The organism is Diaphorobacter sp. LR2014-1 (assembly GCF_002916785.1).
In the GTDB taxonomy this organism is placed as follows: Bacteria; Pseudomonadota; Gammaproteobacteria; order Burkholderiales; family Burkholderiaceae_C; genus Diaphorobacter; species Diaphorobacter nitroreducens.
In genome coordinates this window covers 1-26,577 of record NZ_MTBE01000042.1, presented here as the reverse complement: position 1 = coordinate 26,577, position 26,577 = coordinate 1, and the positions used below count along the sequence as shown (strand labels likewise).

Here is a 26,577-nt window from a genome sequence, read left to right as displayed (position 1 = left end):
GTAAGCGTCCGGCAAACCCAGGCCTACCGAGGCCGGTGATCAGGCGTCGGCGGGTTTCCAGCGGTGTGGCAGGAGCTCGACGATGCGGCTGGCCTTGTGCGTGGGCAGTCGCGTGAGCACGTCCTTGAGGTAGGCATACGGGTCGTGCCCGTTCATACGGGCCGACTGGATCAGGCTCATGACGGCGGCCGCTCGCTGGCCCGCACGCAGGCTGCCGGCAAACAGCCAGTTGTTACGACCGATGGCAATGGGCCGGATCTGGTTCTCGATCCAGTTGTTGTCGACCGGCAGTTGTCCGTCATCCACGAATCGGGTCAGCGCATCCCAGCGCCGCAGGCTGTAGTCCAGCGCCTTGGCGGTTGCTGATCCGTCGGGCACCTGGCGCCGTTGCAGCGTCATCCACTCGTTAAGAGCGTCCAGGATCGGCCGGGTCTGCTGCTGCCGAACGGCTTGCCGTTGCTCGGTGTCCAGCTCTTTGACGTCCCGCTCGATCTCATAGACCCGGGCGAACTGCTGCAGGGCGAACTCGGCGATCTGGCTCTGGTTGGCCGCGTGCAGGTCGAAGAACTTGCGCCGGGCATGGGCCAGACAGCCCACCTCGGTCACGCCGCTGGCGATCAAGGCCTTGTAGCCGCTGAAGTCGTCGCAGGTCAGGCAGCCCTTCCAGGCCTTGTCGGTGCCGTGGCCCAGGAAGCGCCGGGCGTGTTCGCCCGAGCGGGATTCGCAGAAGTCGTAGACCACAGCCTTGATGCTCTCGAAGGCCCCCGGCGCATAGGCCCAGAGGTAGGCGCGGTGCGTCTTGCCATCGCCGGGCTTGAGCATGGCCACCGGCGTCTCATCGGCGTGTAGCACCCGGTGGCTGAGGATCTCGGTCTTCAGGGCATCGACCAGCGGCTGCAGCCGCACCCCGCAGGTGCCCACCCACTGCGCCAGGGTCGAGCGAGGGATGGCCAGGCCAGCGCGGCCGAAGATCGCCTCCTGCCGGTACAGCGGCAGGTGATCGGCGTACTTGCCCACCAGCACCTGGGCCAGCAGGCCGGTGGTGGGGATACCTTTGTCGATGACGTGCGCCTCGACCGGCGCTTGTTGAATGGTCTCGCACCGGGCGCAGGCCCACTTGCCGCGGATGTGGCGCTCGACACTGAAGACGCCGGGCACATAGTCCAGCTTCTCGGCCACGTCCTCGCCCACGCGTTTCATCTGGCAGCCACACGCGCACGTGGTGGACGTGGGTTCGTGGCGGATCTCGCGGCGTGGCAGGTGCGCCGGCAAGGGCATCCGCTTGGCCTGTCTCTTCTCGGGGGTGGCCGGTGCTTGCGTCTGCGCCAGCGCGTCGATCTCGCTGGCCACGGCCGCCAGGTCCGCTTCGATCTCGTCGTCGAGCAGGCTCTTCTGCTCAGGGCTGAAGCGCTCTGATTGGGCGGCGAACTTCATGCGCTTCAAGAGCGCGTTCTCGTGCGTGAGCTTGTCGATGAGGGTCTGCTTGAAGGCAAGCTCCTGGTCCTTGGCAGCAGCGGCTTGCAGCATGGACAGCAGCGCCGAGCGCAATTGCTCGGGACTCAGACTATCCAGGGATTGCGGCTCTACGACCATGGGCATGACTGTGCCAGCGCCGGTAACGCCACGCCATTGGCACATGCACCGATTGGCAGGCCGCATGTCAGCGATCAGATTCAGAGCACGGTGATGAGGCCACCATCGCCCAGGCGCTGCCAAGGCAACCCGAGCACCAGAGCGTCGAACTGCGAGCGGCTGAGCGTGGTGGTCAACGCACCGTCACGCGGCCAGACGAACTTGCCGCTGTTCAGGCGCCGCGCCGCCAGCCACACCCCAATGCCGTCGTGCACCAACACCTTCATGCGGCTGGCTCTCCGGTTGGCAAACAGGTAGGCGTGATGCGGACGCGCAGCACCGAAGACGGCCACCACACGGGCCAGCGCGGTGTCTGTGCCGGCACGCATGTCCAGCGGCTCGGTAGCCAGCCACAGGGCGTCGATGCGGATCACTTGAGCAGGTCCCGCATCCAGGCCGCGCAGTGCTCGGCCGCGCAGACCGGCCAGGTCAGCGAGATGCTGGTAGCGCCACGGCGCAACTCGATGCGGATGTCTGGGGCCGGCGCACAGCTGGGCGCAGGCAGCGTCACCGGCACGAAGGTGGGAACTTGCATATCTGTGCTGGGGGCATGGGCCAGTCGGCGCCATTTGTGCACGACGTTGGCGTTGATGCCGTGCGAGAGCGCCACGCTGGCCACCGATGCACCGGGCTGGGCGCACTCGGCCAGGATCTGCTGCTTGAGCTCGGCGCTGTGGCGCCGACGGGTCTTGTTCTGGGCTTCGGTCATGGTGTCCACCTATCTGGTTTGGTGGACACCATCGTTGCCGCTTACGCCGCCGCCCTCAAGGGTGGGATGACCGTGCGCTTACTGAGCACGGGCCTAGGAATAGGATCTAGATTGCCGGTGTACTGTTCTGCGATTGGTCGGATGTTGTTGTCAGGACTCCCCCAGCAGGAGGCGCGTGCAAGGCTGGAGATGATTGAGCGGGTGGCTCTGACCCATCAGACAGTGACTGACTTGGAGAAGTTGCTGGGCCTGCTTGAAACTTGCCGACAATCCGGATGGTCATGCAGTGATGGAGAGTTGGAGCTGGGTGTGCGTTCCATGGCAGCGCCAGTGCGCGACCCTCAAGGCAACACAATTGCCGCCATGAGTATTGCAGTTAGGGCTGAGAGGCTCAGCATGAGGGAGTTCCAAGAGACTTTCTTGATGCCGCTGAAGCGCGCTCGCAATGAACTGGAGAAAAAGCTATATCCACAAAGGACGTAATCCAGAGCTACTGGCGACGGCAGATCGTCGCCCGCCTTTCTAAACAGGTGAACTCAGGTCAGAACGGATTGGGCCGTGGAATGAGTTGCCCATTAAGCTTGACTAAGAAGCTGCACCTGGCTATGAGCAGTCGCATTAGGGATGAGTGCTTGAACGAATATTGGTTCACCAGTCTGGTGCATGCCAGGGTAATCGTTGAAGCTGGGCGCAGAGAATACAACGAAGAGTGGCCCAAGAGATCGTTTGGCGGATTTAGGCCTGTTGCCGATGCCCTGCGGCTGATGCAAAACCAGTTAAATAAACCTCGGACTCCAAAGCTTTGTGCTACTGAAAATACAGTGATGTCGTCCTTGCGGTGCCACAATGCCGAGTCCTCACATGTGGCATGTCTTTTCGTGCTTTCTTGATTCGTCTCCCTCCATGCGCGACCTCAATGACTTGTATTACTTTGTCCAGGTAGTAGACCATGGTGGCTTTGCACCAGCTGGCCGAGCTCTGTGAATCGCCCGGGCGAAAGGAGCTTGCATGGCCTGTCATGCCGCAGAGAAGGTTGGATTCATCAATGACCAACCCCTGTTTCGCCGACTGCAGCCGCAACCTTGAGCAATGACCATGAAAGCGCCACGATTCGTCGCGTCGTCGGTGATCGCTATAGCCGTGCTGAGCGCTATTTACGCGATTACCAGCAGCCATGCTCATGCAGGACGTCATCGCGCCGGGAAGGATGCGGAATCGACACCGCTATCGGCTGTTGAGTCCAAACGGGCACAGGCCCTGTACGCGAGTAAATGTGCTGCATGCCATGGCATGGATTTGCAGGGTGGGGTGGGACTGTCGTGGTCAAGTCTTTTCGGACACGTCGATCGGCGGAATGTGATGCTGCTCGGGTCCCTTCAGTTGAGGGTCAGTAGTTCGCGGTCTTCGTATTCGGCCGGAGCGCAGTAGCCCAGACTGGAATGCAGCCGGACGGAGTTGTAGAAGCTCACGATGTAGTCAGCGATGTCCCATTTCGCCTCGGCGTGGTTGGCGTAGTCGCGCTGCCATACCCGCTCCATCTTCAGGTTCAAGAAGAAGCGTTCCATCACGGCGTTGTCCCAGCAGTTGCCTTTGCGGCTCATGCTCGCTGTCAGTCGATGGTCGTGCAGCAGCTGCGAGTGCTCGGCACTCGCATATTGGCTGCCTTGGTCGGAGTGCACGATCAACCCCGGCGCGGGCCTGCGGGTGGCAATGGCCATCCTCAGCGCGTCGCAAACAAGCTGTGCCGGCATGCTCGGGGCCATCGCCCAGCCCACGATCTTGCGCGAGTACAGGTCCAGGACGGCAGCAAGGTACAACCAGCCGCTGCGCGTTCGCACGTAGGTGATGTCGCTCACCCAGGCGACGTTTGGGGCCGCAGGCGTGAAGCGCCGTTCCAGCACGTTGGCAACCACCGGCAGGCCGTGTCGGCTGTTCGTGGTGTGGACGAACTTGCGCTTCCATTTCGGCCGCAGCTGGTTCGCCTTCATCAGCGTGCGACACCGATGACGTCCGATGTCCAGCCCCTGCTTCTGAAGCGCAGCGCTCAGACGTCGGCTGCCGTAGCTGCCGCCGCTGGCCTCGAAGGCCGCTTTCAGATGGACGCTGTCGGTGCACGTCGCAACCGCACGGGAGGCCCTCTGGCGAGCGCTGTAGAAGCCCGAGCGGCTGACCTCCAGCACCCGGCACAACTGCTTGATCGGGGCCTTCCCCGTCCACTGGGTGATCAGCTGGTGAATCACTTCAGTTCCCGGGCGAAGAAGGCCGACGCTTTTTTTAGGATTTCGTTGTCCGACTTCAGCTGGCGATTCTCGGCTTCAAGCTGGCGAATGCGCTGCTGCTCCGGCGTCAGGGGCTTGCCTGCACCGGGCCTGCCGGCGCTTTCCTCGTCAAACTGCTCCACCCAGCGCCGTACGGCGCTCTCCACCAGGTTCATGTCTCGGCAGACCTGCCCCACGCTCAGGCCCTGCTCTCGAATCATGCGAACCACCTGCAGCTTGAAGGCCGCATCGAAGGCTCGCCGGGATCTCTTTTCTGTCATGCTCGTCTTGTTCTCGTCGGTAAAAAACCCGATCGAGGTGTCCATTCAGATTGGACCATGACAGTCAAGGGAGAGCCGCACGCGCCTCTCCAGCTCCCTAGCAACCTCTCGGAGTCCATCGATATTCCGGTTCCTTGCCTCGCGATTGCTCGCAAAACGGTGGGCCAAAACACCCCCTGCCAAGGCAATCAAGCCGCCGAGTAACACCCCACCGAGCTGAAGGTATGCCTGATCCACGCATGCATTGTGATCTATCGCTGAGACAGGTCTGTTTCCGACAATAGCCGCCCTCGTCAACGGCCATGGCCCGAAGCGATTTTGAGGGGAGTGGGAGTGTGTCCGCCCGAGGACTGATCGCGTCTCGCCTCAGCGCTGTCTCAGAGGTAAACGGCGTTCCCGCAAGCGTAGGTTGAAAACGTCTATCCACGCTTCGTGCTCCTCATACAGTCGAGAGACGACGCGCTCTACCACCCGATCGGATACGGCGCGCGGCTCGCCATGGATGAACCTGTTTCGTGAGTCCTGGACCTGCGCTAGGTGTCCGGCAATGTGCTCAGATCCCACGCTCGACAAATCGTCGTAGTACGTGACGCCGTACACCTGCTTGTAGGTGTCGTGCATGTAGGTCGTAATGTTCTGCGAACGATCATTGATCCGTTTGCGGTAAAGGTCGGGAAGATCAGCCATCCCACGCTGCACTAGACGTGCCATCCTCGTTTCGAAGTAGGTCCAGTACAGAACCACAACGGCGGCACGCGCGGACATGCCCGAGGCGAAGTGACTAGCCTGGATCGGCGGCGGGCGCTTCCACTCTTGTTCGATGAGCGAGAGAAGCTCGTAGTCCTCGTATCGCCCCTCCGCTCCCATGAACGCAGGACCGACGGTGAACTCTTCCCCGCTGGGTGTCCTATGGACCAGAGGGGTAAGGTCGTATGGAGGGCCTCCGCAAGCGCTGCATTGGCCACTGACCGTCCGGATTCCACCGCAGTGACAAAGGATGTAATTCCGCCACACCGCAGTCCATGCTTCTCCATTCTTCCGGATGGATTTCCACTTTCTTCGTCGCTCGTCCACTGTTTCCGTCCTCACACCGAGTCCTTATAGCCAGATGGTTCCATGAGTGTCTGCGAATCTTGGAATGGCCGCTATTGGCCGAAAGCAGTCGCGCGTGAGCCGACGCAGGCTCACCACGGGCGATTCGAAGATGTCGCGTAGACTGCGCGCGCCGGCATACCGCAGGCCATGAGAACCCCATCAAGGAAAGAGCGAGACATGTTGAACCACGTGATGGTCGGCACCAACGACATCGAGCGGGCCAAGCGCTTCTACGACGCCGTGCTCGGCGCCCTCGGCGCGGCGGAGGCAGCGCGCAACGTCAACGCGACCGGGCAGACACGCCTGTTCTACCGCCACGACGGCAGCACCTTTGGCGTCAGCGAGCCGATCGACGGCCAGCCGGCAACACATGCCAACGGCGGCACGATCGGCTTCAAGTGCCAATCGGCCGAGCAGTTGCGGGCCTTCCACGACGCGGCCGTCGCGCATGGCGGGACGTCGATCGAGGGCGCGCCTGGTCCACGCGACAGCAAACCAGGCGCGATGCACATGGCCTACGTGCGCGATCCGGACGGCAACAAGCTCTGCGCCGTCTACCGGCCAGCCTGAGCCCGGCCTGCGCGGCACTCGCTGGGGCGGGCCCGGTGCGTGTGCCGCGCTGATCGTGCAGCAGGACGCGGAAGTCGGCGAGGGCGCGCGAGATCCTCGACTACAAAGCCTCCATCAGATAGCGGGCAGTCCTCTCGGGGACATCGAGCATCATGCGGTGGCCAACGTCCCAGCTTTGCACTGCCCATGCCGGGTTGGTTTGCAATGTCGCCATGATCCTGTCGAACCCCGGATGCTTGAACCGGGCAGCGCGCAAGTACATCTTCTTCGGAATCCTCGCATATGCGCTCGCCACAGGCACGCGCTCGAGGAATGTCTTGGCAGGCTGCTTCGTGCATTTCGCATCAACCCTGGCCTGGTTCCTCTCCTCGATAGCGAACACCTTGGCCGGAATCGGTGGGAGATATCCACCGGTCGCCAAGGCTCGCTGCTCCATCGCCGCCCGCGCGCCATCGCCATTCAGCTCCGCCAGGGCCTGCCCGCTCTGAGGGATGAAGGCATCCAGGTAGACGATCGCGCTGACTTTTCTCCAGATCTGCTCTGCTGCAGCGGTGATCACCATCCCCCCATACGAGTGGCCGACAAGCACGAAGTCGTTCAGCTCCTCCCACTCCACCGCATTCACGACGTCCTGAACGTGGGTGCTCAGGTCGATGTCTGGCGAGACGAGGTTGGACCTCTCGGCGAGCCCGCTCAGCGTGACGGTGAACACCCGGTGGCCTTGCTCTCGCAGAAGTTGCGCAACTTGCTGGTAGCACCAGCTTCCGTGCCAGGCGCCGTGAACCAGAAGGAAGGTGCCAGCCTTCTTTTCCGCATTCCGGGGTGACGATGCAGCGCAAGCAGCCAGCGAACCGGCTACAAAGGGGATCGCCGCGAGAAACGCGCGGCGCGGTACTGTGGTTGTTGTCATTCTTCTTTCCAGGGACTTGGGGCTCCAGATCGTCTCCACATGCCCTCGAGGACGCGCGGAGTGCCGCGGGACTCGCGGCCGCCGGATGTTAGTGTCTACCCGCTCGCGTGTCAAGGCGAAGGAACGAAAGTCGCACCAGGAACTGCATCAATGCGCGTCTATCGAAACACCGTCTTCGCTATGAAGCATGCGCAGCGGATTCACTCGCCCCCCCTGCCCCGCTGTTCCCGCGCCAGCAGCTCGATGAGGCGCTCGGCCGCCGGCGGGAGGAAGCCCTTGTCGCGATAGGTCACGACGAGACGCCGGACCATCGTGGTCTCCTTCAACGGGATCTCCTTCAGTTCGGAATGGCCCGCCCGCGCGAGCAGGTGATGCCGTGAAATGAAGCTGAGGAGCCCCGTCTGCGCGATGAGCGTCGGCAGCATGATGAGCATCGTGCTCTCCACCTGGACGCGAGGACGCGGAAGGCGGCGCCGGTCGAAGGTGCGGTCCAGCCAGTCGCGGGTGGGGGCGCCCGGCGGCTGCAACGCCCAGCGGTAGCGCGTCAGGTCCTTGAGCGTGGGTTTGCCCTGGAACAGTTCGTGGGTGGCGCTTGCCGCCACCACGATGGCGTCTTCCGCCACCACTCTCGACACGATCCCCGGTTGCGCGTGCGTTTCGGTGCCGACCACCATGTCGAGCTCGCCCTGGTGCAGCAGTGGCTTGAGCGTCTCGACGAGCCCGACGACCGTCCGCATGGTCACGTCCGGCCCCTCCTGCAGCAACTGGCGGGCCGCCGCGGGCAGCAGGAACTGTGCGGCCGTGGGCACGATGCCGATGCGGATGTGCCCGGCCAGGCCGCGGCCCATGGCGTCGATCTCGCGCCTCGCATCCTCCAGGTCGAAGCGAAGCTGCTGGGCCCACCGCAGGAGCACCTGGCCCGCCGCGGTCAGGCGGATGCCGCGGCCCGCGCGCTCGAACAGCGGCGCGCCGCAAGCCTCTTCGAGCCGGCGGATGCTGCTGGTCAAGGCGGGCTGGCTTCGATGCAGAACCTCGGCGGCCCGTCCCACGTGCTGCAGCGACGCGATCGCCTCGAAATAGCGCAGGTCTCGCAGGTCCATCGCAAAAGTCCCGTTGATGAATTCGAAGGAATTATCGATTGGACCTGGCGTTCGCGGCTGCCGATACTGCACGCACAACACCTGGAGACAAGCCCCATGCAAACCCGCCGCTTCCTGCTCGCGCTCGCCGCCGCCGCCGCTTGCAGCTCTTCCTTCGCGCAAGCCTGGCCCGCCAAGCCCATCCGTGTCGTGGTGCCCTTCCCGGCGGGAGGCGGCACCGACATCGTCGCCCGCGAGCTGACGCAGAAGATCACGGAAGCGACCAGGTGGTCCTTCATCGTGGACAACAAGCCCGGCTCCGGCGGCAACATCGGCATCGACAACGTCGTCAAGTCGCCCGCCGACGGCTACAGCCTCGTGCTCGGCCAGACGAGCAACCTGGCCATCAATCCCAGCCTCTACGCGAAGCTGCCCTACGACCCGATCAAGGACCTGACGCCGATCTCCATGGTCGCCAGCGCGCCGCTCGCCCTCGTGGTGGCGGCCGACTCGCCGTACAAGACGCTGGGCGAACTGGTCGCCGCGGCCAAGGCGAAGCCGGGCACGATCAACTTCGCCACGTCCGGCAACGGCACCGTCGCCCACCTGGCCACGGAAATGTTCCAGAAGGAAGCCGGCCTGAAGATGACGCACATCCCCTACAAGGGCGCGACGCAGGGGATCAACGACGTGATCGGCGGGCAGGTCCAGGTGTACGTGTCTTCGATCCCCACCCTGATCGGACACATCAAGAGCGGCAAGATGCGGGCCCTGGCGGTCACGTCCGCGGCGCGCGTCGACGACCTGGCGCAGGTGCCCACCGTGGCGGAATCCGGCTACAAGGGGTTCGAGGCGGTCACCTGGTTCGGGCTGCTGGCGCCGGCCAACCTGCCGAAGGACATCGCGGCGCGGCTGAACGCCGAGATCAACAAGGCCCTGCAGTCGCCCGAGCTGAAGAAGAAGCTGGGTGACCAGGGCGCCGACGTCGCCGGCAGCACGCCCGAGCAGTTCGGCAAGCTCGTGCGCGACGACCTGGCCCGCTGGGGCAAGGTCGTGAAGGAATCCGGCGCCAAGCTGGACTGAGCCCCCCGGGGGCGCTCCTGCCCCACGACTCTCGCGCGCTCGTGCGGGCCACGCCGTGGCCTGCCGCGGGCGGCTTTCACCCCAAGGAACCGACATGACCTCGCCAGACATCATCCGCCAGTTCGACCGCGTCCCGTCGAACATCGTGCAGCAAGCGGCCCAGTACCAGGCCGCCATCCTGGCCGACGTGGCCGGCCGGCGCGGCGCGCTGCACGGGCGCATCCGCGCGCTGCGGCCCGACATGAAGTTCGCGGGCACGGCCCTCACGGTGGAAGTCCGCCCCGGCGACAACCTGATGATCCATGCCGCCATGTCGCTGGCCAAGCCGGGCGACGTCCTGGTCGTCGACGGCAAGGGCGACCAGACCTCCGCGCTGATGGGCACGATCATGTTCACCGCCTGCAAGCAGCTCGGCCTCGCCGGCGTGGTGGTGGACGGCGCGGTGCGCGACTCGCTGGAAACCGAGGAGCTCGGCTTCCCGGTGTTCAGCGTGGGCACCAACCCGAACGGGCCGACCAAGCTGGTGCCGGGCCGCATCGGCCACCCCGTCACCGTGGGCGGCGTGACGGTGCATGCCGGCGATTTCATCCTCGGCGACGCGGATGGTGTCGTCGTCGTGGAGCGCGCCAAGATCGAATCGCTCCTGCCGCAGGCCGCCAAGAAGGTGAAGGACGAGGCCGAGCGCATCGCCGCCATCCAGCAGGGCGACACCGCCGCCAAGTGGCTGGACGCCGCCCTGCGCGCAGCGGGTGTCCTGAGGGAAGGAGAGCGGCTGTGAGCACCGTACCGTCCAAACCCGCCATCCTGGTGACGGCCGCCGACCTGGCGCCGCAGGCCCTCGCGCTGCTGCGCGACTATGCGATCGTCTATGCGGGCAAGACGCCCACCGAGGACGACATCGCCGGGCTGTGCAGGCAGCACAACCCGCAGGCGATCATCGTTCGCTACGGCAAGGTCGGAGCGCCGGCGATGGACGCCGCGCCGGCGCTGCGCGTGATCTCCAAGCACGGCAGCGGCACCGACACCATCGACAAGGTGGCCGCCAAGGCGCGCAGCATCGAGGTCCGGGCCGCCGTCGGCGCCAACGCCGCGGCAGTCGCCGAACAGGCGATGGCGCTGCTGCTGGCCTGCGCGAAGTCCGTGGTCCGGATGAACGCCCGCATGCACGCCAGCTTCTGGGACAAGGCGACGCACAAGAGCGTCGAACTCGCCGGCCGCACCGTCGGCCTGGTGGGCGTCGGTGCGATCGGCGCGCGTTTTGCCCGGATGGCCCGCGGCCTGGACATGCGCGTCATCGCCTTCGACCCCTACGCGAAGGAGGCCCCGGAAGGCGTCGAGCTGGTCGACCTCGAGACCCTGTGGAAATCCTCCGACGCGATCTCCCTGCACTGCCCGCTCACGCAAGAGAACCGCGGCCTGCTGAATGCGCAAACGCTGGCCCGCTGCAAGCCGGGAGTGATCGTGGTGAATACCGCGCGGGGCGGCCTGATCGACGAACCCGCCTTGCTGGAGGCCGTGCGCTCCGGGCAGGTCTTCGCCGCCGGCCTGGACAGCTTCGCGGTCGAGCCGATGGTCGCCGGGCATCCGTTCCAGGGCGAGGAACGCATCCTGCTGAGCCCGCACATCGGCGGCGTCACGGCGGATGCGTACGTGAAGATGGGTGTGGCTGCCGCGGAAAACGCGCTGGCCGTGCTCCACGCCTGACGGTCATGGCGCAACGCTGGAAGCAGGCTCCCGCGCGGTCGAACTGGGGCGAGTTCGGCCCCGACGACCAGCGCGGCCGCATGAACCTCGTGACGCCGGCCAAGGTGCTGCAGGGCATCGCGGAGGTGCGCGAAGGCCGCACGTTCTGCCTGTCGCTGCCGCTCGACGTGCCCGGTGGCAACACCATGAACCCACGGCGCCAGCCGCCGCAGCGCTTTGCGGTGCTCCGCGATGGCAAGAGCGCCGGGCAGCAGGGCTTCTGCTGGCCCTACGCCTCCGAAGACGCCGACCTGACGGACGTCGTCAACGACGACGTGGTGCTCATGAGCCTGCAGTATTCCACGCAGTGGGACAGCCTCGCGCACATGGGCAGCCTGTTCGACGCGGACGGGGACGGCGTGGCCGAGGCGGTGTTCTACAACGGGTTCCGCGCAGGCCAGGAGATCCGCGCTGGCGCCCCCGACACGCAGGCACCGCTGCCCTTCGCGCGTTACCCCGGACCGCAGGCCGACGCCCTGGGCATCGAACACCTGGCCGCCCACGGCGTGCAGGGCCGCGCCGTGATGATCGACCTGGAGCACCATCTCGGGCGCAGCCGGCAGGCCGTGGGCTACGACACGCTGATGCGGATCCTGGAAGACGACGGCGTCGAGGTCGAAGCGGGCGACATGGTGTGCATCCACACCGGCTTTGCCGACACGCTGCTCGCCATGAACCGCCAGCCCGACGTCGCGCGGCTGCACGAGACCGGCACCGGACTCGACGGCTGGGACGACAAGCTGCTCAATTGGATCGTCGACGTGCGCCTGGCCTGCCTGCTGGCCGACAACCCCGCGGTGGAACTGGTGGTGCCCAAGCTGACGTTGCCGACGGCGGGCGGCAGCCGCCTGCGCCAGCCGCGCCTGCCGCTGCACGAGCACTGCCTGTTCAAGAACGGCATCCACCTGGGCGAGCTCTGGTACCTCACCGAGCTGGCCGGCTGGCTGCGCGCCAACCGGCGCTCGCGCTTCCTGCTCACCGCGCCGCCCCTGCGCCTGCCGGGCGCCGTGGGATCGCCGGCTACGCCCGTGGCCACCGTCTGACCCCCGCGAAGCGCCGCTGGCAGCGGCCTTCGCTTTCTCGAACATCGGAGACAGCATGAAGAACGTTTTCAAGACCCTCCTGACCGCGGCCGCGGCGACGCTGGCGCTGGGCGCGCAAGCGGCCTGGGTGCCCGCCAACTCCGCATTCAAGAACGTGGGCGACCTCGTGAAGCATGCCAAGGCAAACCCCGGCAAGCTCTCCTATGCGTCGGCGGGCAACGGCGGGGCCGCGCACCTCACGGCCGAACTGTTCAAGCAGGGCCACGGCATCTCGATCGTGCACATCCCGTACAAGGGCGGCGCCCCCGCGCTGACGGACCTGGCCGGCGGCACGGTGGACCTGATGTTCAGCGCGGTGACCGCCTCGGGCCCGCTGGTGAAGGGCGGACGCCTGAAAGTGCTCGCCACCGCCTTCGACCGGCGCATCGAATCGATGCCGGACGTGCCCACCCTCGCCGAGCTCGGCCTGAAGGGCTTCAGCGCCTACGAGTGGAACGCCGTCTTCGCACCGGCGGGCACGCCGGCCGAGGTCGTGAAGCGGATGGACGCCGAGATGCGCGAGATCCTGGCGTCGCCCGCCATGCGCGAACGCCTCGCCGCGCTGGGGGCGCTGCCCGCCGCGGGCGGCGCCAAGGAGCTGGGCGACTTCGTGCGCGCCGAAACGGCCAAGTGGGCCGCGGTGACGAAGACCGCGCAGATCAAGATCGACTGAACCCTGGAGCTCACCCATGAACACCTTGCGCACCCTCGCTGCAGTCGCACTGCTGGCCGCGGCCGCCTCCGCCCATTCCCAGACCTGGCCGGCCAAGCCGGTCCGCATCGTCGTGCCCTACCCGCCGGGCGGCGCGGTGGACGTCGTGACCCGCAAGATGGCCGCCCGGCTGCAGGAGCAGACCGGCCAGACCTTCTTCGTGGAGAACAAGGCCGGCGCGACCGGCACCATCGGCATCGCCAGCGTGGTCCAGTCCGCGCCCGACGGCTACACGCTGGTGGCCAACGACACCACCTACGCCCTGCTGCCGCACATCTTCCGCAAGCTGCCCTTCGACCACGACAAGGACCTGCTGCCCGTCGGCGCGTTCGTCTTCGCGCCCATGGCCTTGGCCGTGCGCAACGATTCGGCATGGAAGTCGCTGGACGACCTGCTGAAGGCCGCCCGTGCCGAGCCCGGCAAGCTCAACTACGGCACCGGCGGCGCCGGCACCATGCCGCACTTCGCCAGCGAGGCCCTGGGCATCGCGACGGGCGCGCGTTTCATGCACATCCCGTTCAAGGGCGCCGGCGAAGCCACGCAGGCGCTGTTGTCGGGAACGATCGATTTCCAGATCGCGTCCACGCCCGGCATCATCGGCCAGGTGAAGGGCGGCACGGCCAGGCTGCTCGCCATCAGCGGCGAGCGGCGTCTCCCCGCCCTGCCCCAGGTGCCCACCTTCGCCGAAGCCGGCCTCAAGGGCTACGGCGTGGTGAACTTCACCGGGCTGTGGGCGCCGAAGGGCACCCCCGCGGACGTGACCGCCCGGCTGCAGCAGGAGATCGCCACCGCGATGGCCAGTGCCGACATGCGCGCCTACTCGGAGAGCATCGGTGCCGAGCCGGGCCTGTGGGACGCCGCGGCCTTTGCCCGCAACCTGCGCGAGCGCACCGCCTACTGGGGCAAGGTGGCGGCGAACACGGCCTTCGAGAAGCAGTAAGGCGACCATGAACGGCCAGGCCATCCCGGGGATGGCCTGTGTACCATAGTCCAGTGGATTTCCTTCTTCTCCTGCCCCTGGCGCTGGCCGCCTTGTGGATCGTCAGGGCCCGGCAGCAGCAACGGCGCATCGCCATCCTGGCCCGCTACCTGTCCGGCCACGACATCGAAAAGAACATCGAGACGCTCTCGCAGGGCTACTCGCGCGCCCTGGGCGAAGCGGACCCCGCCCGCAGCGAGCAGGTCTGGCGCGTGCTGCGCGGGACCGAGGAAGTCCTGTGCCGGCAGGTCCGCAAGCTCGCGGAGGACTTTGCGGGCGTCGAGCCTGCAGCCACGCGCGTGAGCAAGTTCCCGATCTGGCTGCCCCGCTCGCCTGCGTTCGACAGGTCCTTCGACATGCGCGAGGCGCTGCAGATGCACGCCCGCGGCATCTGCCGTGCCGTCGAAGAGCAGGACGCCCCCCCGAAGGACCGCGCCTTCGCCATCCTGGCCGAGATGCTCCTGATGCAGCACACCTGCCACTGGTATTGCCGGTCGAAGTCCGTGGCGTCGGCCCGGATGCTGGCCACCCATCGCACGTCGTACGAGCAACTCGTGGGGGCCGTGTTGCCCCAGACGCGCCAGGAGTATCTCGGGCTGGTGGCCTGACGACGGCAGGCGACACCGACAGCGGCCCCATCTTCCGATCTCGCATTAATCCCCCCCGCAACTCAGCGTAAACCCTCATAGGTGTTTCCCGGAAAGCGTGCGGCGCGCCGATACCATCACGCCTCCGAGGAGAACTGATGAGCAACCATTCCGTGAACGTCAACGGCAAGACCGCCGTGGTGGACGTCGATCCCGCCACCCCCCTGCTGTGGGTGATCCGTGAGCACCTTCAACTTACCGGCACGAAGTTCGGCTGCGGCATCGCCCAGTGCGGCGCCTGCACGGTGCACGTGGACGGCGAGGCCGTGCGTTCCTGCGTGACGCCCGTGGCCGCCGTCACCGGCAAGAAGATCACCACCATCGAGGGCCTGTCCCCCGAAGGTTCGCACCCGCTGCAGAAGGCCTGGGTCGCCGAGCAGGTGCCCCAGTGCGGCTACTGCCAGTCCGGCCAGATCATGCAGGCCGCCACCCTGCTGGCCAGGAACAAGGCGCCTTCGCGCGAGCAGATCGTGCGCCACATGGACGGCAACATCTGCCGCTGCGGCACCTACCAGCGCATCGTCAAGGCGATCGAGCGCGCCGCCAAGGAGGCCTGACATGGAATCCTTGCAAACCACGCGCCGCGGCTTCCTGGGTGCTGCCGGAGGCCTGACCTTCTCGGCCGTCCTGGGCGTCGGCTTCAGCGGGTCCGCCGAGGCGCAGCCGGCCGCCGGCGGCAAGCTGCAGCCCAACGCCTTCGTCACCATCCACCCCGACGACACCGTCACGATCATCGCCCCCGTGGCCGAGATGGGCCAGGGCACGATGACCGCCCTGCCCCTGCTGGTGGCCGAGGAACTCGACGCCGACTGGTCCAAGGTCCGGACCGAGTTCGCGCCGCCGAACCCGAAGGTCTATGGCAACCCCCACCCGCTCCTCAATGGCGGGCAGGCCTCGCTGGCGAGCATCGCCGTTCCGGGCTACTTCATGCCGCTGCGCGTGGCCGGCGCGCAGGCGCGCCTGGTGCTGCTGCAGGCCGCCGCCGAGAAATGGGGCGTGCCGGTGGGCGAGCTGGCCACCGAGCCCGGCAAGGTGGTGCACGCCAGGTCGGGCCGTCGCATGAGCTACGGCGAGATCGCCACGTTCGCCAAGATGCCGGCGGAGCTGCCGAAGGTGACTCCCGAGCAGCTGACCAAACCCGAGAATTTCCGCCTCGTCGGCCGCAGCGACATCGGCCGCAAGGACGTGCGCGCCAAGACCAACGGCCAGGCGAAGTAGGGGTCGCCTCAGAAAACGGAAAATAAAGCACGTTAAGGCAAAACGGCTCCGCCGTTGGGCATCAATACGGCTTTGTCATTGACGCGCTGTCGCGCATTCCTGGCAGAACACAACAGCAGGATCGGCGTTCAACAGTTCCGGCTCCAAATCACTGTGACAGGCGCAGCACAGCCCATAGGTGCCAGAGTCGAGGCGGGCCAGCGCAGCTTCGACCTTGCGCTTGCGAATGGTCAGCCGCTCCCGCAATCCTTGGGCGAGAGCCTGCTGTTGGAGGGCGTCGATACGCGACACCCTACCGACACAGGATTGATCCAGCTCGACCGGCGCGGCGGACTGTTGAGCCTGCTGGATTGCCTCAACGGTTTCCCTTTGCTCGATCAGCAGTCGAGCGCGGAACTGTTCCATGTCCATTGAGGCGACTCCTTCGCTATCGCAGTAGAAGCGTGGGGACGGTCGAGGAACGCAGCAGGTCAGCGGTCTTGCTGCCGAACATCAAAGTGCGCAGCGGCGAGTGACCGAATGCGCCCATGATGAGCATGTCGATGGACTGCTCCTTGACCGTCTTGGCGATGATGTTTTCCGCATCGCCGGGGATCAGCGAGGCGGTCACATTGAAGCCAGAGGCCTCCAAGGTGGTCTTGGCCCAATCAAGCTGCTTGGGTGCGTCCTGGCTTTCCTTTCCCGACATCAGCAGGGTGATTGGCAAGCCACGGAACAGCGGGCTGCCTGCGACCATTTCGACGCCACGCCGGGTCACGGTACTACCGTCGAAGGCGATCATCACGCGCTGCGGCTCTTTGAAGCCTTCGGTCACGGTCAGGATCGGTTTGTGCAGGGACCGCACTACCTGTTCCACATTGCGGCCCAAGTCGCGCTGTGTCGTTTCTGCGGCTTCGCCACGGCGTCCGAGTACCAGCAGGCGCACGCCGTCTTCCTGTTCGGCCAGCGTGGCTTCCAGCTCACCATGACGCTGGCGAACATCGACCAGCGCGGCACCGGCAGCGGTGGCCCGTTCGCGCAGGCGGTTCAGGAAGATGCGGCCTTGTTCACGAGCATTCTTGGTGCGGGCCTCGTCTTCTGCGGAGAGCTTGGTCAGCAGGTTTTCTTGGGCGTCGATGCCGATGGCCCCGCTGTGATCTTCGCCTGATCCCTGCTCGGGGTGGCGGTCGATGACGTGTAGGAACTCCAGCGGCGCGTCCATGCGGCGAGCGGCCCATGCGGCGTAGTCAGCCACGTATTCGGCGAAGTGGGATTGATCCACGCAGGCCAGCACTTTGTTTTCGTTCTTCATGATCCTGTTTCCTCTCAGTGGCCCATCAGCATGTCGTCGGCACCGTCTTTGTCATGCACGGCGAACTTGTCCACTAGCGTGGCGCTAGCCTCGTTCAAGCCGATGACTTCGACCTCGGTGGCTTCACGGCGGAACTTGATGACCACCTTGTCCAAGGCACTGACAGCGGTGATGTCCCAGAAGTGGGCACGGCTCACGTCAATGCGCACCTTCTCGATGACCTCCTTGTAGTCGAAGGCATTGATGAAGCGTTCCGACGAGGCGAAGAACACCTGGCCGGTGATGGTGTAGGTGCGCACGCGGCCTTCGTCCTCAGTGCGAGAGGTGACGCGCAGAATCTGGCCCACCTTGTGCGCGAAGAAAAAGCCTGACAACAACACGCCGACCAGCACGCCCTTGGCCAAGTCGTGGGTGCCGACCGTCACCACCACGGTGGCCAGCATCACCACGCTGGAGCTTTTGGGGTGCTCGCGCAGATTGCGGATCGAGGCCCAGTTGAAGGTGCCGATGGACACCATGATCATCACCGCGACCAGTGCGGCCATCGGAATGCGGGCCACCCAGTCACCGATGAACACCACCATCAGCAGCAGGAACACGCCAGCGGCCAGCGTGGAGAGTCGGCCACGGCCGCCGGATTTCACGTTAATGACCGACTGGCCAATCATGGCGCAACCGGCCATGCCACCGAGGAAGCCGGAGGCGATATTGGCGACACCCTGGCCCACGCATTCACGGTTCTTGTTGCTGTTGGAGTCGGTCAGATCATCGACGATGGAAGCCGTCATCATGGATTCCAGCAGGCCGACGACTGCCAAGGTGGCCGAGACAGGGAAGATGATCTTGAGCGTTTCGAGGTTCAACGGCACATCAGGCAGCAGGAACACCGGCAGGCTGTCGGGCAGCTTGCCCATGTCGCCCACGGTGCGAATGTCGAGACCGAGGAAGATCGCTACGGCAGTCAGTACGACGATGGCGACCAGCGGCGACGGCACCGCCTTTGTGATGTAGGGGAAGCCGTAGATGATGCCCAGACCTGCCGCCGTCATGGCATAGACATGCCACGTCACGTTGGTCAGCTCGGGCAACTGAGCCATGAAGATCAGGATGGCCAGCGCGTTGACAAAGCCCGTGATGACCGAGCGAGAGACAAAGCGCATCAATGCGCCGAGCTTGAGCCAGCCCGCGAGAATTTGCAGCACGCCGGTCAGCACGGTGGCAGCCAGCAGATATTGCAGGCCGTGGTCTTTGACCAAGGTCACCATCAGCAGCGCCATTGCACCTGTGGCCCCAGACACCATGCCAGGGCGACCACCGGCAAAGGCAATGATTGCGGCAATGCTGAATGAGGCGTAAAGGCCGACCTTGGGATCGACGCCCGCAATGATCGAGAAGGCAATCGCCTCGGGGATCAGTGCCAGCGCGACGACGATGCCCGCTAGTAGGTCGTTTCGGACATTGGAAAGCCAGTCCTGGCGTAAGGATTTCATCATTCTTCTATTCCGTTGTGGTTGCCAGCCAGTGGTGGCAGTTGGGGCGAGCGCAAGCGCGTCTTCCCGGCCAGCGGAATAGAGAACGAACCCCGAGTGATCCGGGGCCAGCAAGACGCAGTGAATCGGACGTGCAGCCTCGTGCGAGCGTGGTGAGTGGTTGAAGCTGGCTCGCAGCGAGAAAGAGGCTTACACGGGTAGGAACTCCGATAGTTGGCTTGCTGATTTTTTGGAAGGGGTATTTTACCTTCTTTGCGGCGGCGCAGCAATAATAATGTCAGTCTGAGCTATACCCTATCCTGATGTCAGGAGAAACCACCCAGCAGCGTCAGAATAGAGTTAACTTTTTTGTTTCTTGACACCTGCGGCGAAAGGTCATAGATTTCTTCCTGACATTTTCGCATTTGGAGGCACCTTGCAGGGTCAACGCATCGGCTATGTCCGGGTCAGCAGCTTCGACCAGAACCCGGAACGGCAACTGGAGCATGTCGAAGTCGGCAGGGTGTTCACCGACAAGGCGTCGGGCAAGGACACCCAGCGGCCTGAACTCGATTCGCTGCTGGCCTTCGTGCGCGAAGGCGACACCGTGGTGGTGCACAGCATGGATCGGCTGGCGCGCAACCTCGATGATTTGCGCCGCCTTGTGCAAAAGCTGACCAAACGCGGCGTGCGCATCGAGTTCGTCAAGGAGAGTCTGACCTTCACCGGCGAGGATTCGCCGATGGCGAACCTGATGCTGTCTGTCATGGGGGCGTTCGCCGAATTCGAGCGCGCCTTGATCCGCGAGCGGCAGCGCGAAGGCATCGCGCTCGCCAAGCAGCGCGGAGCCTACCGGGGCCGTAAGAAAGCACTGTCGCCCGAACAGGTCGCCGAACTGCGGAAGCGGGCCGCAGCCGGCGAGCAAAAAGCGAAGCTGGCACGTGAATTCGGTGTCAGCCGGGAGACCCTGTATCAATACTTGAGATTGGATCAATAGCCATGCCTCGTCGTTCCATACTGTCCGCCGCCGAGCGGGAAAGCATGCTGGCGTTGCCGGACACCAAGGACGATCTGATTCGACATTACACATTCAGCGATACCGACCTTGCCATCATCCGGCAGCGGCGCGGGCCTGCCAACCGGCTGGGCTTCGCCGTGCAGCTTTGCTACCTGCGCTTTCCCGGCATCATCCTTGGCGTCGATCAGCCGCCGTTCCCGCCCTTACTGAAACTTGTCGCCAACCAACTCAAGGTCGGCATCGAAAGCTGGGACGAATACGGGCAGCGGGAACAGACCCGGCGCGAGCACCTGGTCGAACTGCAAACGGTGTTCGGCTTCCAGCCGTTCACCATGAGCCATTACCGACAGGCCGTCCACACGCTGACCGAGCTGGCCATGCAGACCGACAAAGGCATCGTGCTGGCCAGCGCCTTGATTGAGCAACTGCGGCGGCAGTCGATCATCCTGCCCGCGCTCAACGCCATCGAGCGCGCCAGTGCTGAGGCCATCACTCGCGCCAACCGACGCATCTATGAAGCCCTGTCCGAGCCGCTGTCGAACGGACACCGGCATCGCCTCGACGATCTGCTGAAACGCCGCGACAACGGCAAGATGACCTGGCTGGCCTGGCTGCGTCAGTCGCCTGTCAAACCGAACTCCCGCCACATGCTCGAACACATTGAGCGCCTCAAAGCCTGGCAGGCCCTCGACCTGCCTTCTGGCATCGAGCGGCTGGTTCACCAGAACCGGCTGCTCAAAATCGCCCGCGAGGGCGGCCAGATGACGCCCGCCGACCTGGCCAAGTTCGAGCCGCGGCGGCGCTACGCCACCCTCGTGGCGCTGGCCATCGAAGGCATGGCCACCGTCACCGACGAAATCATCGACTTGCACGACCGCATCCTGGGGAAGCTGTTCAACGCCGCCAAGAACAAGCATCAGCAGCAGTTCCAGGCTTCTGGTAAAGCCATCAACGCCAAGGTGCGACTGTACGGGCGCATCGGTCAGGCGCTGATCGACGCCAAACAGTCAGGCCGCGACCCGTTCGCGGCCATTGAGGCCGTCATGTCCTGGGACGCTTTCGCCGAGAGCGTCACCGAGGCGCAAAAGCTCGCGCAGCCCGATGACTTCGACTTCCTGCATCGCATCGGCGAGAGTTACGCCACCTTGCGCCGCTACGCGCCGGAATTCCTTGCCGTGCTCAAGCTGCGGGCCGCGCCCGCCGCCAAGGGTGTGCTTGATGCCATCGAGGTGCTGCGCGGTATGAACACCGACAACGCCCGCAAGGTGCCAACCGATGCCCCGACCGACTTCATCAAGCCGCGCTGGCAGAAACTGGTGATGACCGACGCTGGTATCGACAGACGCTACTACGAACTGTGCGCCCTGTCGGAACTCAAGAACTCCCTTCGCTCGGGCGACATTTGGGTGCAGGGTTCGCGCCAGTTCAAGGACTTCGAGGACTACCTGGTGCCGCCCGATAAGTTCACCAGCCTCAAGCAGTCCAGCACATTGCCGCTGGCCGTTGTCACCGACTGCGACCAATATCTGCACGACCGGCTGACCCTACTGGAAACGCAGCTTGCCACCGTCAACCGCATGGCGGCGGCCAACGATCTGCCCGATGCCATCATCACCGAGTCCGGCTTGAAAATCACGCCGCTGGATGCGGCGGTGCCCGACACCGCGCAGGCGCTGATCGACCAGACGGCCATGATCGTGCCACACGTCAAGATCACCGAATTGCTGCTCGAAGTCGATGAGTGGACGGGCTTCACCCGCCACTTCACGCACCTGAAATCGGGCGATCTGGCCAAGGACAAAAACTTGCTGCTAACGACGATCCTGGCCGACGCAATCAACCTGGGCCTGACGAAGATGGCTGAGTCCTGTCCCGGCACGACCTACGCCAAGCTCGCCTGGTTGCAAGCCTGGCATACCCGCGACGAAACCTATTCGACGGCGCTGGCTGAATTGGTGAACGCCCAATTCCGGCATCCCTTCGCCGAGCATTGGGGCGACGGCACCACGTCATCATCGGACGGCCAGAACTTCCGCACCGGCAGCAAGGCCGAGAGTACCGGCCACATCAACCCGAAATATGGCAGCAGCCCAGGACGGACGTTCTACACCCACATCTCCGACCAGTACGCGCCGTTCCACACCAAGGTGGTAAATGTCGGCGTGCGCGACTCCACCTATGTGCTCGATGGCCTGCTGTACCACGAGTCCGACCTGCGCATCGAAGAACACTACACCGACACGGCGGGCTTCACCGATCATGTCTTTGCTCTGATGCACCTCTTGGGCTTCCGCTTCGCGCCGCGCATCCGCGATTTGGGAGACACCAAGCTCTACATTTCCAAGGGCGAAACCGCCTATGACGCGCTCAAGCCGATGATCGGCGGCACGCTCAACATCAAGCATGTCCGCGCCCATTGGGACGAAATCCTGCGGCTGGCCACCTCAATCAAGCAGGGCACGGTGACGGCCTCGCTGATGCTCAGGAAGCTCAGCAGTTACCCGCGTCAGAACGGTCTGGCCGTGGCCCTGCGCGAGCTGGGCCGCATCGAGCGCACGCTGTTCATCCTCGACTGGCTGCAAAGCGTGGAACTGCGCCGCCGCGTGCATGCCGGGCTGAACAAGGGCGAAGCGCGCAACGCGCTGGCCAGGGCAGTGTTCTTCAACCGGCTGGGCGAAATCCGCGACCGCAGCTTCGAGCAGCAGCGCTACCGGGCCAGCGGCCTCAATCTGGTGACAGCGGCCGTCGTGCTGTGGAACACGGTCTATCTGGAACGGGCGGCGCAGGCGCTGCGTGGCAACGGCCATGCTGTCGATGAAGGGCTGTTGCAGTACCTGTCGCCGCTTGGCTGGGAACACATCAACCTGACCGGCGATTACCTGTGGCGCAGCAGCGCCAAGATCGGTGCGGGCAAGTTCAGGCCGTTACGACCGCTGCAACCGGCTTAGCGTGCTTTATTTTCCGTTTTCTGAGGCGACCCCTTGAACGATTGGGTCAAGAAGGCCGAGGTCGACAGCGGCCAGCGTGCCGGTACCACCACGTCAGAAGCCCAGCGCATCAAGGAGCTGGAACGTGAGGTCAAGGAGCTGCGCCGGGCCAACGACATCCTGAAGACGGCCAGCGCGTTTTTTGCGCAGGCGGAGCTCGACCGCCGATTGAAGTCTTGAAGAACTACATCGACCGCCACCGTGACGACTACGGGGTCGAGCCCATCTGCCGGGTGCTGCAGATGGCCCCATCGTGTTACTGGCGCCACGCAGCCCGGCAACGTAACCCGCAACTGCGCAGTCAACGCGCCCAGCGTGACGAGTGCTTGAAGGCGGACATCCAGCGCGTGTGGCATGCCAACTGGCAGGTCTACGGGGCCGATAAGGTCTGGCTGCAGATGAACCGCGAGGGCATCCCGGTGGCACGTTGTACTGTGGAGCGACTGATGCGTGCCATGGGCTTGCAAGGGGCTCGCCGTGGCAGGGCGGTACGTACCACCACGCCTGACACATCAGCGCCGTGCCCGCTGGACCACGTCAACCGGCACTTCAAGGCCAGCCGTCCCAACGAGCTGTGGGTATCGGACTTCACCTACGTCTCCACCTGGCAGGGCTGGCTGTACGTGGCCTTCGTGGTGGATGTGTACGCCCGGCGCATCGTGGGCTGGCGGGTCAGCCGCAGCATGCAAACGGACTTCGTGCTGGATGCGCTGGAGCAGGCGCTGTATGCCCGCCAGCCAGCAGCCCATGCCTTGACGCACCATTCCGACAGGGGCAGTCAATACGTCAGCATCCGCTACACCGAACGGTTGGACCAGGCGGGCATACAGCCCTCGGTGGGCAGCCGGGGTGACAGCTACGACAACGCGCTGGCCGAGACCATCAACGGTCTGTACAAGGCCGAGCTGATTCACCGCCGGGGACCCTGGAAGACCAGGGAATCCGTGGAACTGGCCACCCTGCAATGGGTGCACTGGTTCAACCATGTCCGATTGCTCACGCCGATTGGGGGCATCCCTGCGGCAGAAGCTGAGGCAAACTACTGGAGGCAACTAGCCGTCAGCGACACCTCTGCAGAGGTGTCAACTTAAACCAATCGGCCTCCTTGAAACCCGGGGCGATTCAGAACTGCTCAAGCGGGTCGACCTGAGCCGGCCGACCCTCTACCGCTTGCTCGATGGGGTCTCCTCGTTTTCAGTGCAATAAGTGACGGTACGAAAAGCTAGCACTGGCGCGGAGGTGGTGTTGGTAGATCGTTGATTTCATTGACTTTCCTGTTCACTTTCAAATCTGCGATTCGTGGCGTCAAACCGTGGTCGGTTTCATCCATTGGTGCCAGTTATCGATGCATTTGGCCGCGAAGGCAGGATTTGGTCAGCATAGCGGTCAACCGGGAAGCGAAACACACCCCGCAAGTTGATGCTCTCCAGCCTGGTGGGCGCAATCTTCCCGATCAGTTCCGGTGGAATGACCTGGCGGCGGTTCGACCAGCGATCCAGGACCGCCTGCATCTGTGAGGTATTCCACGCCATCACGATGTTGGCCATCAGGCTCAACGCATCGGCCACAGCCTGCATTTCATCGACACGTTTGGCCTGCGCCGGGCTGATCCGGCCGGTATAAATGGCGCGCTTGAGGGCGTTAACAGCCTCGCCCCGATTGAGCACCCGGCGCAACTCGTTCCTGAAAGCGTCCTTGACAAAGTAGTCAGCCAAAAACGCCGTACGCAGCAACCGCCCCAATTGCACGCCAGCCTCATAGATTGGATCGCCCTGGGCGGCAGAACCGAACCGCGCAAGAGCTGCCACCGCACTGGCATGTCCGCTCATGACCGAGGCTGCCAGGTGCACCAGACTATCCCAATGCTTTTCGATCAAAGCGACGTCGACATTGGCTTCGCACACCGCAGCGATTTCTGCGGGCACTTTGGTGCCGCGTGGCACAAAGAGGTGGCGCTGTTTGAGTTCCTTCAACCGCGGGCAAAGATCAAAACCAAGCAAACGGGCATGTGACATGGCAAAGTCGGTGTAGCCATGGGTATCCACAGCAAGCTGGCTGGTCTCCAGCTTTTCTTGGCGGATGACACCTTCAATGGCCACGCCCGCCTGGCGCTCATTGAGCACAAAGGGCTGCGCATGGAAGATGCCCCACCGGTCTTTTACATGGGAGTAGATTCCAATGGAAGGTGTGTTGCGCCGAGGATCAAGCCGGGCTTGCCACACCCGTTTGGTGGTCTCCATGGTCATCATGTCAGAAGATGCCAAATCGGACCGCCCCCAGGTGGCGGCAATCGGGTGTCGCTGCATGAATTCCAGCACAGCCTGGCAGGCCTGGCTCAGACGCCGTTCGTCCCGCGCCCAGCGCATGGCCTGGCGAATGCTGGTGGCAGACAATTGCGGAATCATGCGCGCGCATTCGACCGCAGTCAGACTGGTGCCGTGGGCCATGATGCCGGCATAGACCATCAGCAGCTCGTCGGTAGAGCGCGGCTCACGTCCGAGCATGATCCAGCTAAAGCGCACCTGGGCGTCAACGGCCAGAATCACTTCCGGCAATTGAACCTCACCGATGCGGTGATCCAAAGCCGCGCGCAGCTTGGTCACTTCTGGGTCTTCGTCCTCTGCGGGCAATGGCGACAAATGGAGTTCATCATCCACGCGCAGTACGCCACTGCGGGCTGCAGCGGCCACCGCATCGACACCGGCAGTTACTCTGGCCAGCAAAGGCTTCAAGAAAGTGGCAGCCTTGCTGGGTAACGATAGACGGGCATAGTGTTTCTTGGACTCTGCCTGCCAACGCTCGTCCGTGAAGAACAAGCGCGCACGACCCCGAAAGCTCAGGCTGTGCTCAATCCAGACCGAGCCATTGCGCACCGCGCGGCGCAGGGCAAACAGGGTGGCCACCTCCAACGCCTGAAACGCCCGTTCCCGGTCTGGGCTGGAGATCGAAACCTGCCAGATCATTCCCAGACTTGGTGCCACCACTTCAACTGGCAGCTTTCTGGATCCTTTGAGATATAAAGCTTGCAGCTTGGCAAGGTACTCGATGGCAGGATGCTCGCCGGTGGCCTGCCAGGGCAGCTTTGCAATGGCGACGAGCAACGACCGCACGGGGCGAATTCCATCAATCAATCCCTCGCGGACCAGGGAGGCCCTGCTCGGTGGTTTGCGTTTCTGGGTTTCGGTGATCAAGGCTTCAAGACGGGCACGCAACTCAGCATCTGGCACCGCACCTTGCGCGCTCAAGGCAACAAGTTCGCCGAGCAGCGTTTTGTACATTGCGGCCCAATTGACGGTAGCGGGGACATCGGCGGCAGCCTGACGCCACAGATCGGCGATCCGGCGCTGCACCATAAGGATCAACTGGTCTGTGGTGGTGAACAGGCAATACCGAAGAAAGCATGCGACCTCCACGGTGCGCGCTGGCTCTTTGATCTTGGCTCCGGCTGAGGGCGGCCTGGAGACAAGTCGGCGCGCGTAGCGGCGCAAGATGAGATCGGGGATGTCTGCCAGGTGCTTATGAACGTCCAGCGTGTAAAGCAGGTCGATGCGCTCCAGTACCTCGCTGATTTGGCGGGTTGAGTGTTTCGCCGGTGCAGCCCATAGCCAACTCTGCTGGGTTTGTCCATCTGGGCGCAGCTCTGAAACTGAGGCTCGCCAGCGATCAAGTGTTGCTGGATCAACGCTGGCGGCGATGGCGGTGCCTGTTTCAACTTCAAGCTGGGCAAGTGCCGCCGCAATCAGTGTCCGAATTGCCCGCTCGTGCACGATCACCAGCTTGTTCTTGTACAGCCATTGACGCGCCCGCACGAGTA

At 64.1% G+C, this 26,577-nt stretch carries 24 protein-coding genes, 1 pseudogene and 1 other annotated feature; of the genes and pseudogenes, 14 read left to right on the top strand and 11 right to left on the bottom strand.

The window, feature by feature from the left end:
- Nucleotides 1–39: 39 nt before the first annotated feature.
- From BV908_RS19505 to BV908_RS19495, 3 genes are all read right to left on the bottom strand, one after another.
- Nucleotides 40–1,593 (bottom strand): IS66 family transposase, encoded by a 1,554-nt coding sequence (locus BV908_RS19505; protein ID WP_015913892.1) that lies wholly within the window; start codon nucleotides 1,591–1,593, stop codon nucleotides 40–42.
- A gap of 80 nt (nucleotides 1,594–1,673) precedes the next feature.
- Nucleotides 1,674–2,006, bottom strand: a complete 333-nt coding sequence (gene tnpB, locus BV908_RS19500; RefSeq protein ID WP_015912732.1) for an IS66 family insertion sequence element accessory protein TnpB — start codon at nucleotides 2,004–2,006, stop codon at nucleotides 1,674–1,676.
- Complete coding sequence (locus BV908_RS19495; protein ID WP_015912731.1) at nucleotides 2,003–2,341, bottom strand: transposase; 339 nt, start codon at nucleotides 2,339–2,341, stop codon at nucleotides 2,003–2,005. Before BV908_RS19495 ends, tnpB begins: the two co-directional genes overlap by 4 nt.
- A gap of 66 nt (nucleotides 2,342–2,407) precedes the next feature.
- Between BV908_RS19495 and BV908_RS19490 the strand changes: the two genes are divergently transcribed.
- Entirely contained in the window at nucleotides 2,408–2,824 is a 417-nt protein-coding gene (locus BV908_RS19490; RefSeq protein WP_281631035.1) for an IclR family transcriptional regulator C-terminal domain-containing protein, read from the top strand.
- 893 nt (nucleotides 2,825–3,717) lie between these two features.
- Here the strand turns inward: BV908_RS19490 and BV908_RS19480 are convergent.
- Together BV908_RS19480 and BV908_RS22530 are read right to left on the bottom strand one after the other, a co-directional pair.
- Nucleotides 3,718–4,880, bottom strand: a protein-coding gene (locus BV908_RS19480; protein WP_103738977.1) for an IS3 family transposase whose coding sequence is annotated in 2 segments (ribosomal slippage) — nucleotides 3,718–4,607 and nucleotides 4,607–4,880 — 1,164 coding nt in all. Because the reading frame shifts where the segments join, the coding sequence is not laid out codon by codon here.
- Between the two features lie 366 nt (nucleotides 4,881–5,246).
- Nucleotides 5,247–5,747: a hypothetical protein gene (locus tag BV908_RS22530; RefSeq protein WP_103738975.1), complete on the bottom strand. Its 501-nt coding sequence runs from the start codon at nucleotides 5,745–5,747 to the stop codon at nucleotides 5,247–5,249.
- 405 nt (nucleotides 5,748–6,152) lie between these two features.
- Between BV908_RS22530 and BV908_RS19470 the strand changes: the two genes are divergently transcribed.
- On the top strand, nucleotides 6,153–6,545 hold the full coding sequence (locus tag BV908_RS19470; RefSeq protein WP_103738974.1) for a VOC family protein: 393 nt from the start codon (nucleotides 6,153–6,155) through the stop codon (nucleotides 6,543–6,545).
- A gap of 100 nt (nucleotides 6,546–6,645) precedes the next feature.
- On the opposite strand, the gene BV908_RS19465 is transcribed toward BV908_RS19470, so the two are convergent.
- Both BV908_RS19465 and BV908_RS19460 read right to left on the bottom strand, forming a co-directional pair.
- Nucleotides 6,646–7,455, bottom strand: coding sequence for an alpha/beta hydrolase family protein (locus tag BV908_RS19465; RefSeq protein ID WP_103738973.1), 810 nt, complete (start codon nucleotides 7,453–7,455; stop codon nucleotides 6,646–6,648).
- A gap of 200 nt (nucleotides 7,456–7,655) precedes the next feature.
- Entirely contained in the window at nucleotides 7,656–8,555 is a 900-nt protein-coding gene (locus tag BV908_RS19460) for a LysR substrate-binding domain-containing protein (protein ID WP_103738972.1), read from the bottom strand.
- 96 nt (nucleotides 8,556–8,651) lie between these two features.
- Here BV908_RS19460 and BV908_RS19455 point away from each other — a divergent pair, with 96 nt between their 5' ends.
- The 9 genes from BV908_RS19455 (at nucleotide 8,652) to BV908_RS19415 (ending at nucleotide 15,998) form a co-directional block, all read left to right on the top strand.
- Entirely contained in the window at nucleotides 8,652–9,617 is a 966-nt protein-coding gene (locus tag BV908_RS19455; RefSeq protein ID WP_103738971.1) for a tripartite tricarboxylate transporter substrate binding protein, read from the top strand.
- A 94-nt stretch (nucleotides 9,618–9,711) separates the two neighbouring features.
- Nucleotides 9,712–10,395: a methyltransferase gene (locus BV908_RS19450; protein WP_103738970.1), complete on the top strand. Its 684-nt coding sequence runs from the start codon at nucleotides 9,712–9,714 to the stop codon at nucleotides 10,393–10,395.
- Nucleotides 10,392–11,321 carry an NAD(P)-dependent oxidoreductase gene (locus BV908_RS19445; RefSeq protein WP_103738969.1) on the top strand — a complete coding sequence of 310 codons (930 nt, stop codon included), beginning with the start codon at nucleotides 10,392–10,394 and terminating at the stop codon, nucleotides 11,319–11,321. The genes BV908_RS19450 and BV908_RS19445 overlap by 4 nt, the downstream gene beginning before the upstream one ends.
- Nucleotides 11,322–11,326: 5 nt before the next feature.
- A complete protein-coding gene (locus tag BV908_RS19440) occupies nucleotides 11,327–12,403 on the top strand; it encodes a cyclase family protein (protein WP_103738968.1) in 1,077 nt (358 codons plus the stop codon).
- A 55-nt stretch (nucleotides 12,404–12,458) separates the two neighbouring features.
- The gene (locus BV908_RS19435; RefSeq protein WP_103738967.1) at nucleotides 12,459–13,115 is read left to right on the top strand and encodes a tripartite tricarboxylate transporter substrate-binding protein; all 657 of its coding nucleotides are present in this window, start codon (nucleotides 12,459–12,461) and stop codon (nucleotides 13,113–13,115) included.
- Between the two features lie 16 nt (nucleotides 13,116–13,131).
- Complete coding sequence (locus BV908_RS19430; protein WP_103738966.1) at nucleotides 13,132–14,094, top strand: tripartite tricarboxylate transporter substrate binding protein; 963 nt, start codon at nucleotides 13,132–13,134, stop codon at nucleotides 14,092–14,094.
- Nucleotides 14,095–14,147: 53 nt separating this feature from the next.
- The gene (locus tag BV908_RS19425) at nucleotides 14,148–14,741 is read left to right on the top strand and encodes a hypothetical protein (RefSeq protein WP_103738965.1); all 594 of its coding nucleotides are present in this window, start codon (nucleotides 14,148–14,150) and stop codon (nucleotides 14,739–14,741) included.
- 137 nt (nucleotides 14,742–14,878) lie between these two features.
- Nucleotides 14,879–15,337: a (2Fe-2S)-binding protein gene (locus BV908_RS19420; RefSeq protein WP_103738964.1), complete on the top strand. Its 459-nt coding sequence runs from the start codon at nucleotides 14,879–14,881 to the stop codon at nucleotides 15,335–15,337.
- 1 nt (nucleotide 15,338) lies between these two features.
- Nucleotides 15,339–15,998: a molybdopterin cofactor-binding domain-containing protein gene (locus BV908_RS19415; RefSeq protein ID WP_103738963.1), complete on the top strand. Its 660-nt coding sequence runs from the start codon at nucleotides 15,339–15,341 to the stop codon at nucleotides 15,996–15,998.
- Between the two features lie 75 nt (nucleotides 15,999–16,073).
- Here BV908_RS19415 and BV908_RS19410 read toward each other — a convergent pair whose 3' ends face one another.
- Genes BV908_RS19410 through BV908_RS19400 form a run of 3 tightly spaced genes read right to left on the bottom strand, consistent with a single transcriptional unit; the run spans nucleotide 16,074 to nucleotide 18,782 of the window.
- Nucleotides 16,074–16,409 carry a molecular chaperone DnaK gene (locus BV908_RS19410; RefSeq protein ID WP_011518936.1) on the bottom strand — a complete coding sequence of 112 codons (336 nt, stop codon included), beginning with the start codon at nucleotides 16,407–16,409 and terminating at the stop codon, nucleotides 16,074–16,076.
- A gap of 16 nt (nucleotides 16,410–16,425) precedes the next feature.
- On the bottom strand, nucleotides 16,426–17,289 hold the full coding sequence (locus BV908_RS19405; RefSeq protein ID WP_029306729.1) for a universal stress protein: 864 nt from the start codon (nucleotides 17,287–17,289) through the stop codon (nucleotides 16,426–16,428).
- A gap of 14 nt (nucleotides 17,290–17,303) precedes the next feature.
- Nucleotides 17,304–18,782, bottom strand: coding sequence for a SulP family inorganic anion transporter (locus tag BV908_RS19400; protein ID WP_029306730.1), 1,479 nt, complete (start codon nucleotides 18,780–18,782; stop codon nucleotides 17,304–17,306).
- A 412-nt stretch (nucleotides 18,783–19,194) separates the two neighbouring features.
- Here BV908_RS19400 and BV908_RS19395 point away from each other — a divergent pair, with 412 nt between their 5' ends.
- The 3 genes and pseudogenes from BV908_RS19395 to BV908_RS19385 all read left to right on the top strand — a co-directional run.
- On the top strand, nucleotides 19,195–19,755 hold the full coding sequence (locus tag BV908_RS19395; RefSeq protein WP_074921911.1) for a recombinase family protein: 561 nt from the start codon (nucleotides 19,195–19,197) through the stop codon (nucleotides 19,753–19,755).
- A gap of 2 nt (nucleotides 19,756–19,757) precedes the next feature.
- Nucleotides 19,758–22,724 (top strand): Tn3 family transposase, encoded by a 2,967-nt coding sequence (locus BV908_RS19390; RefSeq protein WP_103738962.1) that lies wholly within the window; start codon nucleotides 19,758–19,760, stop codon nucleotides 22,722–22,724.
- A 33-nt stretch (nucleotides 22,725–22,757) separates the two neighbouring features.
- Nucleotides 22,758–23,854, top strand: a pseudogene (locus BV908_RS19385) (IS3 family transposase); the annotation flags it as partial.
- Nucleotides 22,898–23,014: a sequence feature (AL1L pseudoknot), on the top strand. Its footprint overlaps the pseudogene before it by 117 nt.
- Before the next feature lie 231 nt (nucleotides 23,855–24,085).
- Here BV908_RS19385 and BV908_RS19380 read toward each other — a convergent pair.
- On the bottom strand, nucleotides 24,086–26,577 hold a 2,492-nt coding region (locus BV908_RS19380), incomplete at its 5' end, for a Tn3-like element IS1071 family transposase (protein WP_103738568.1).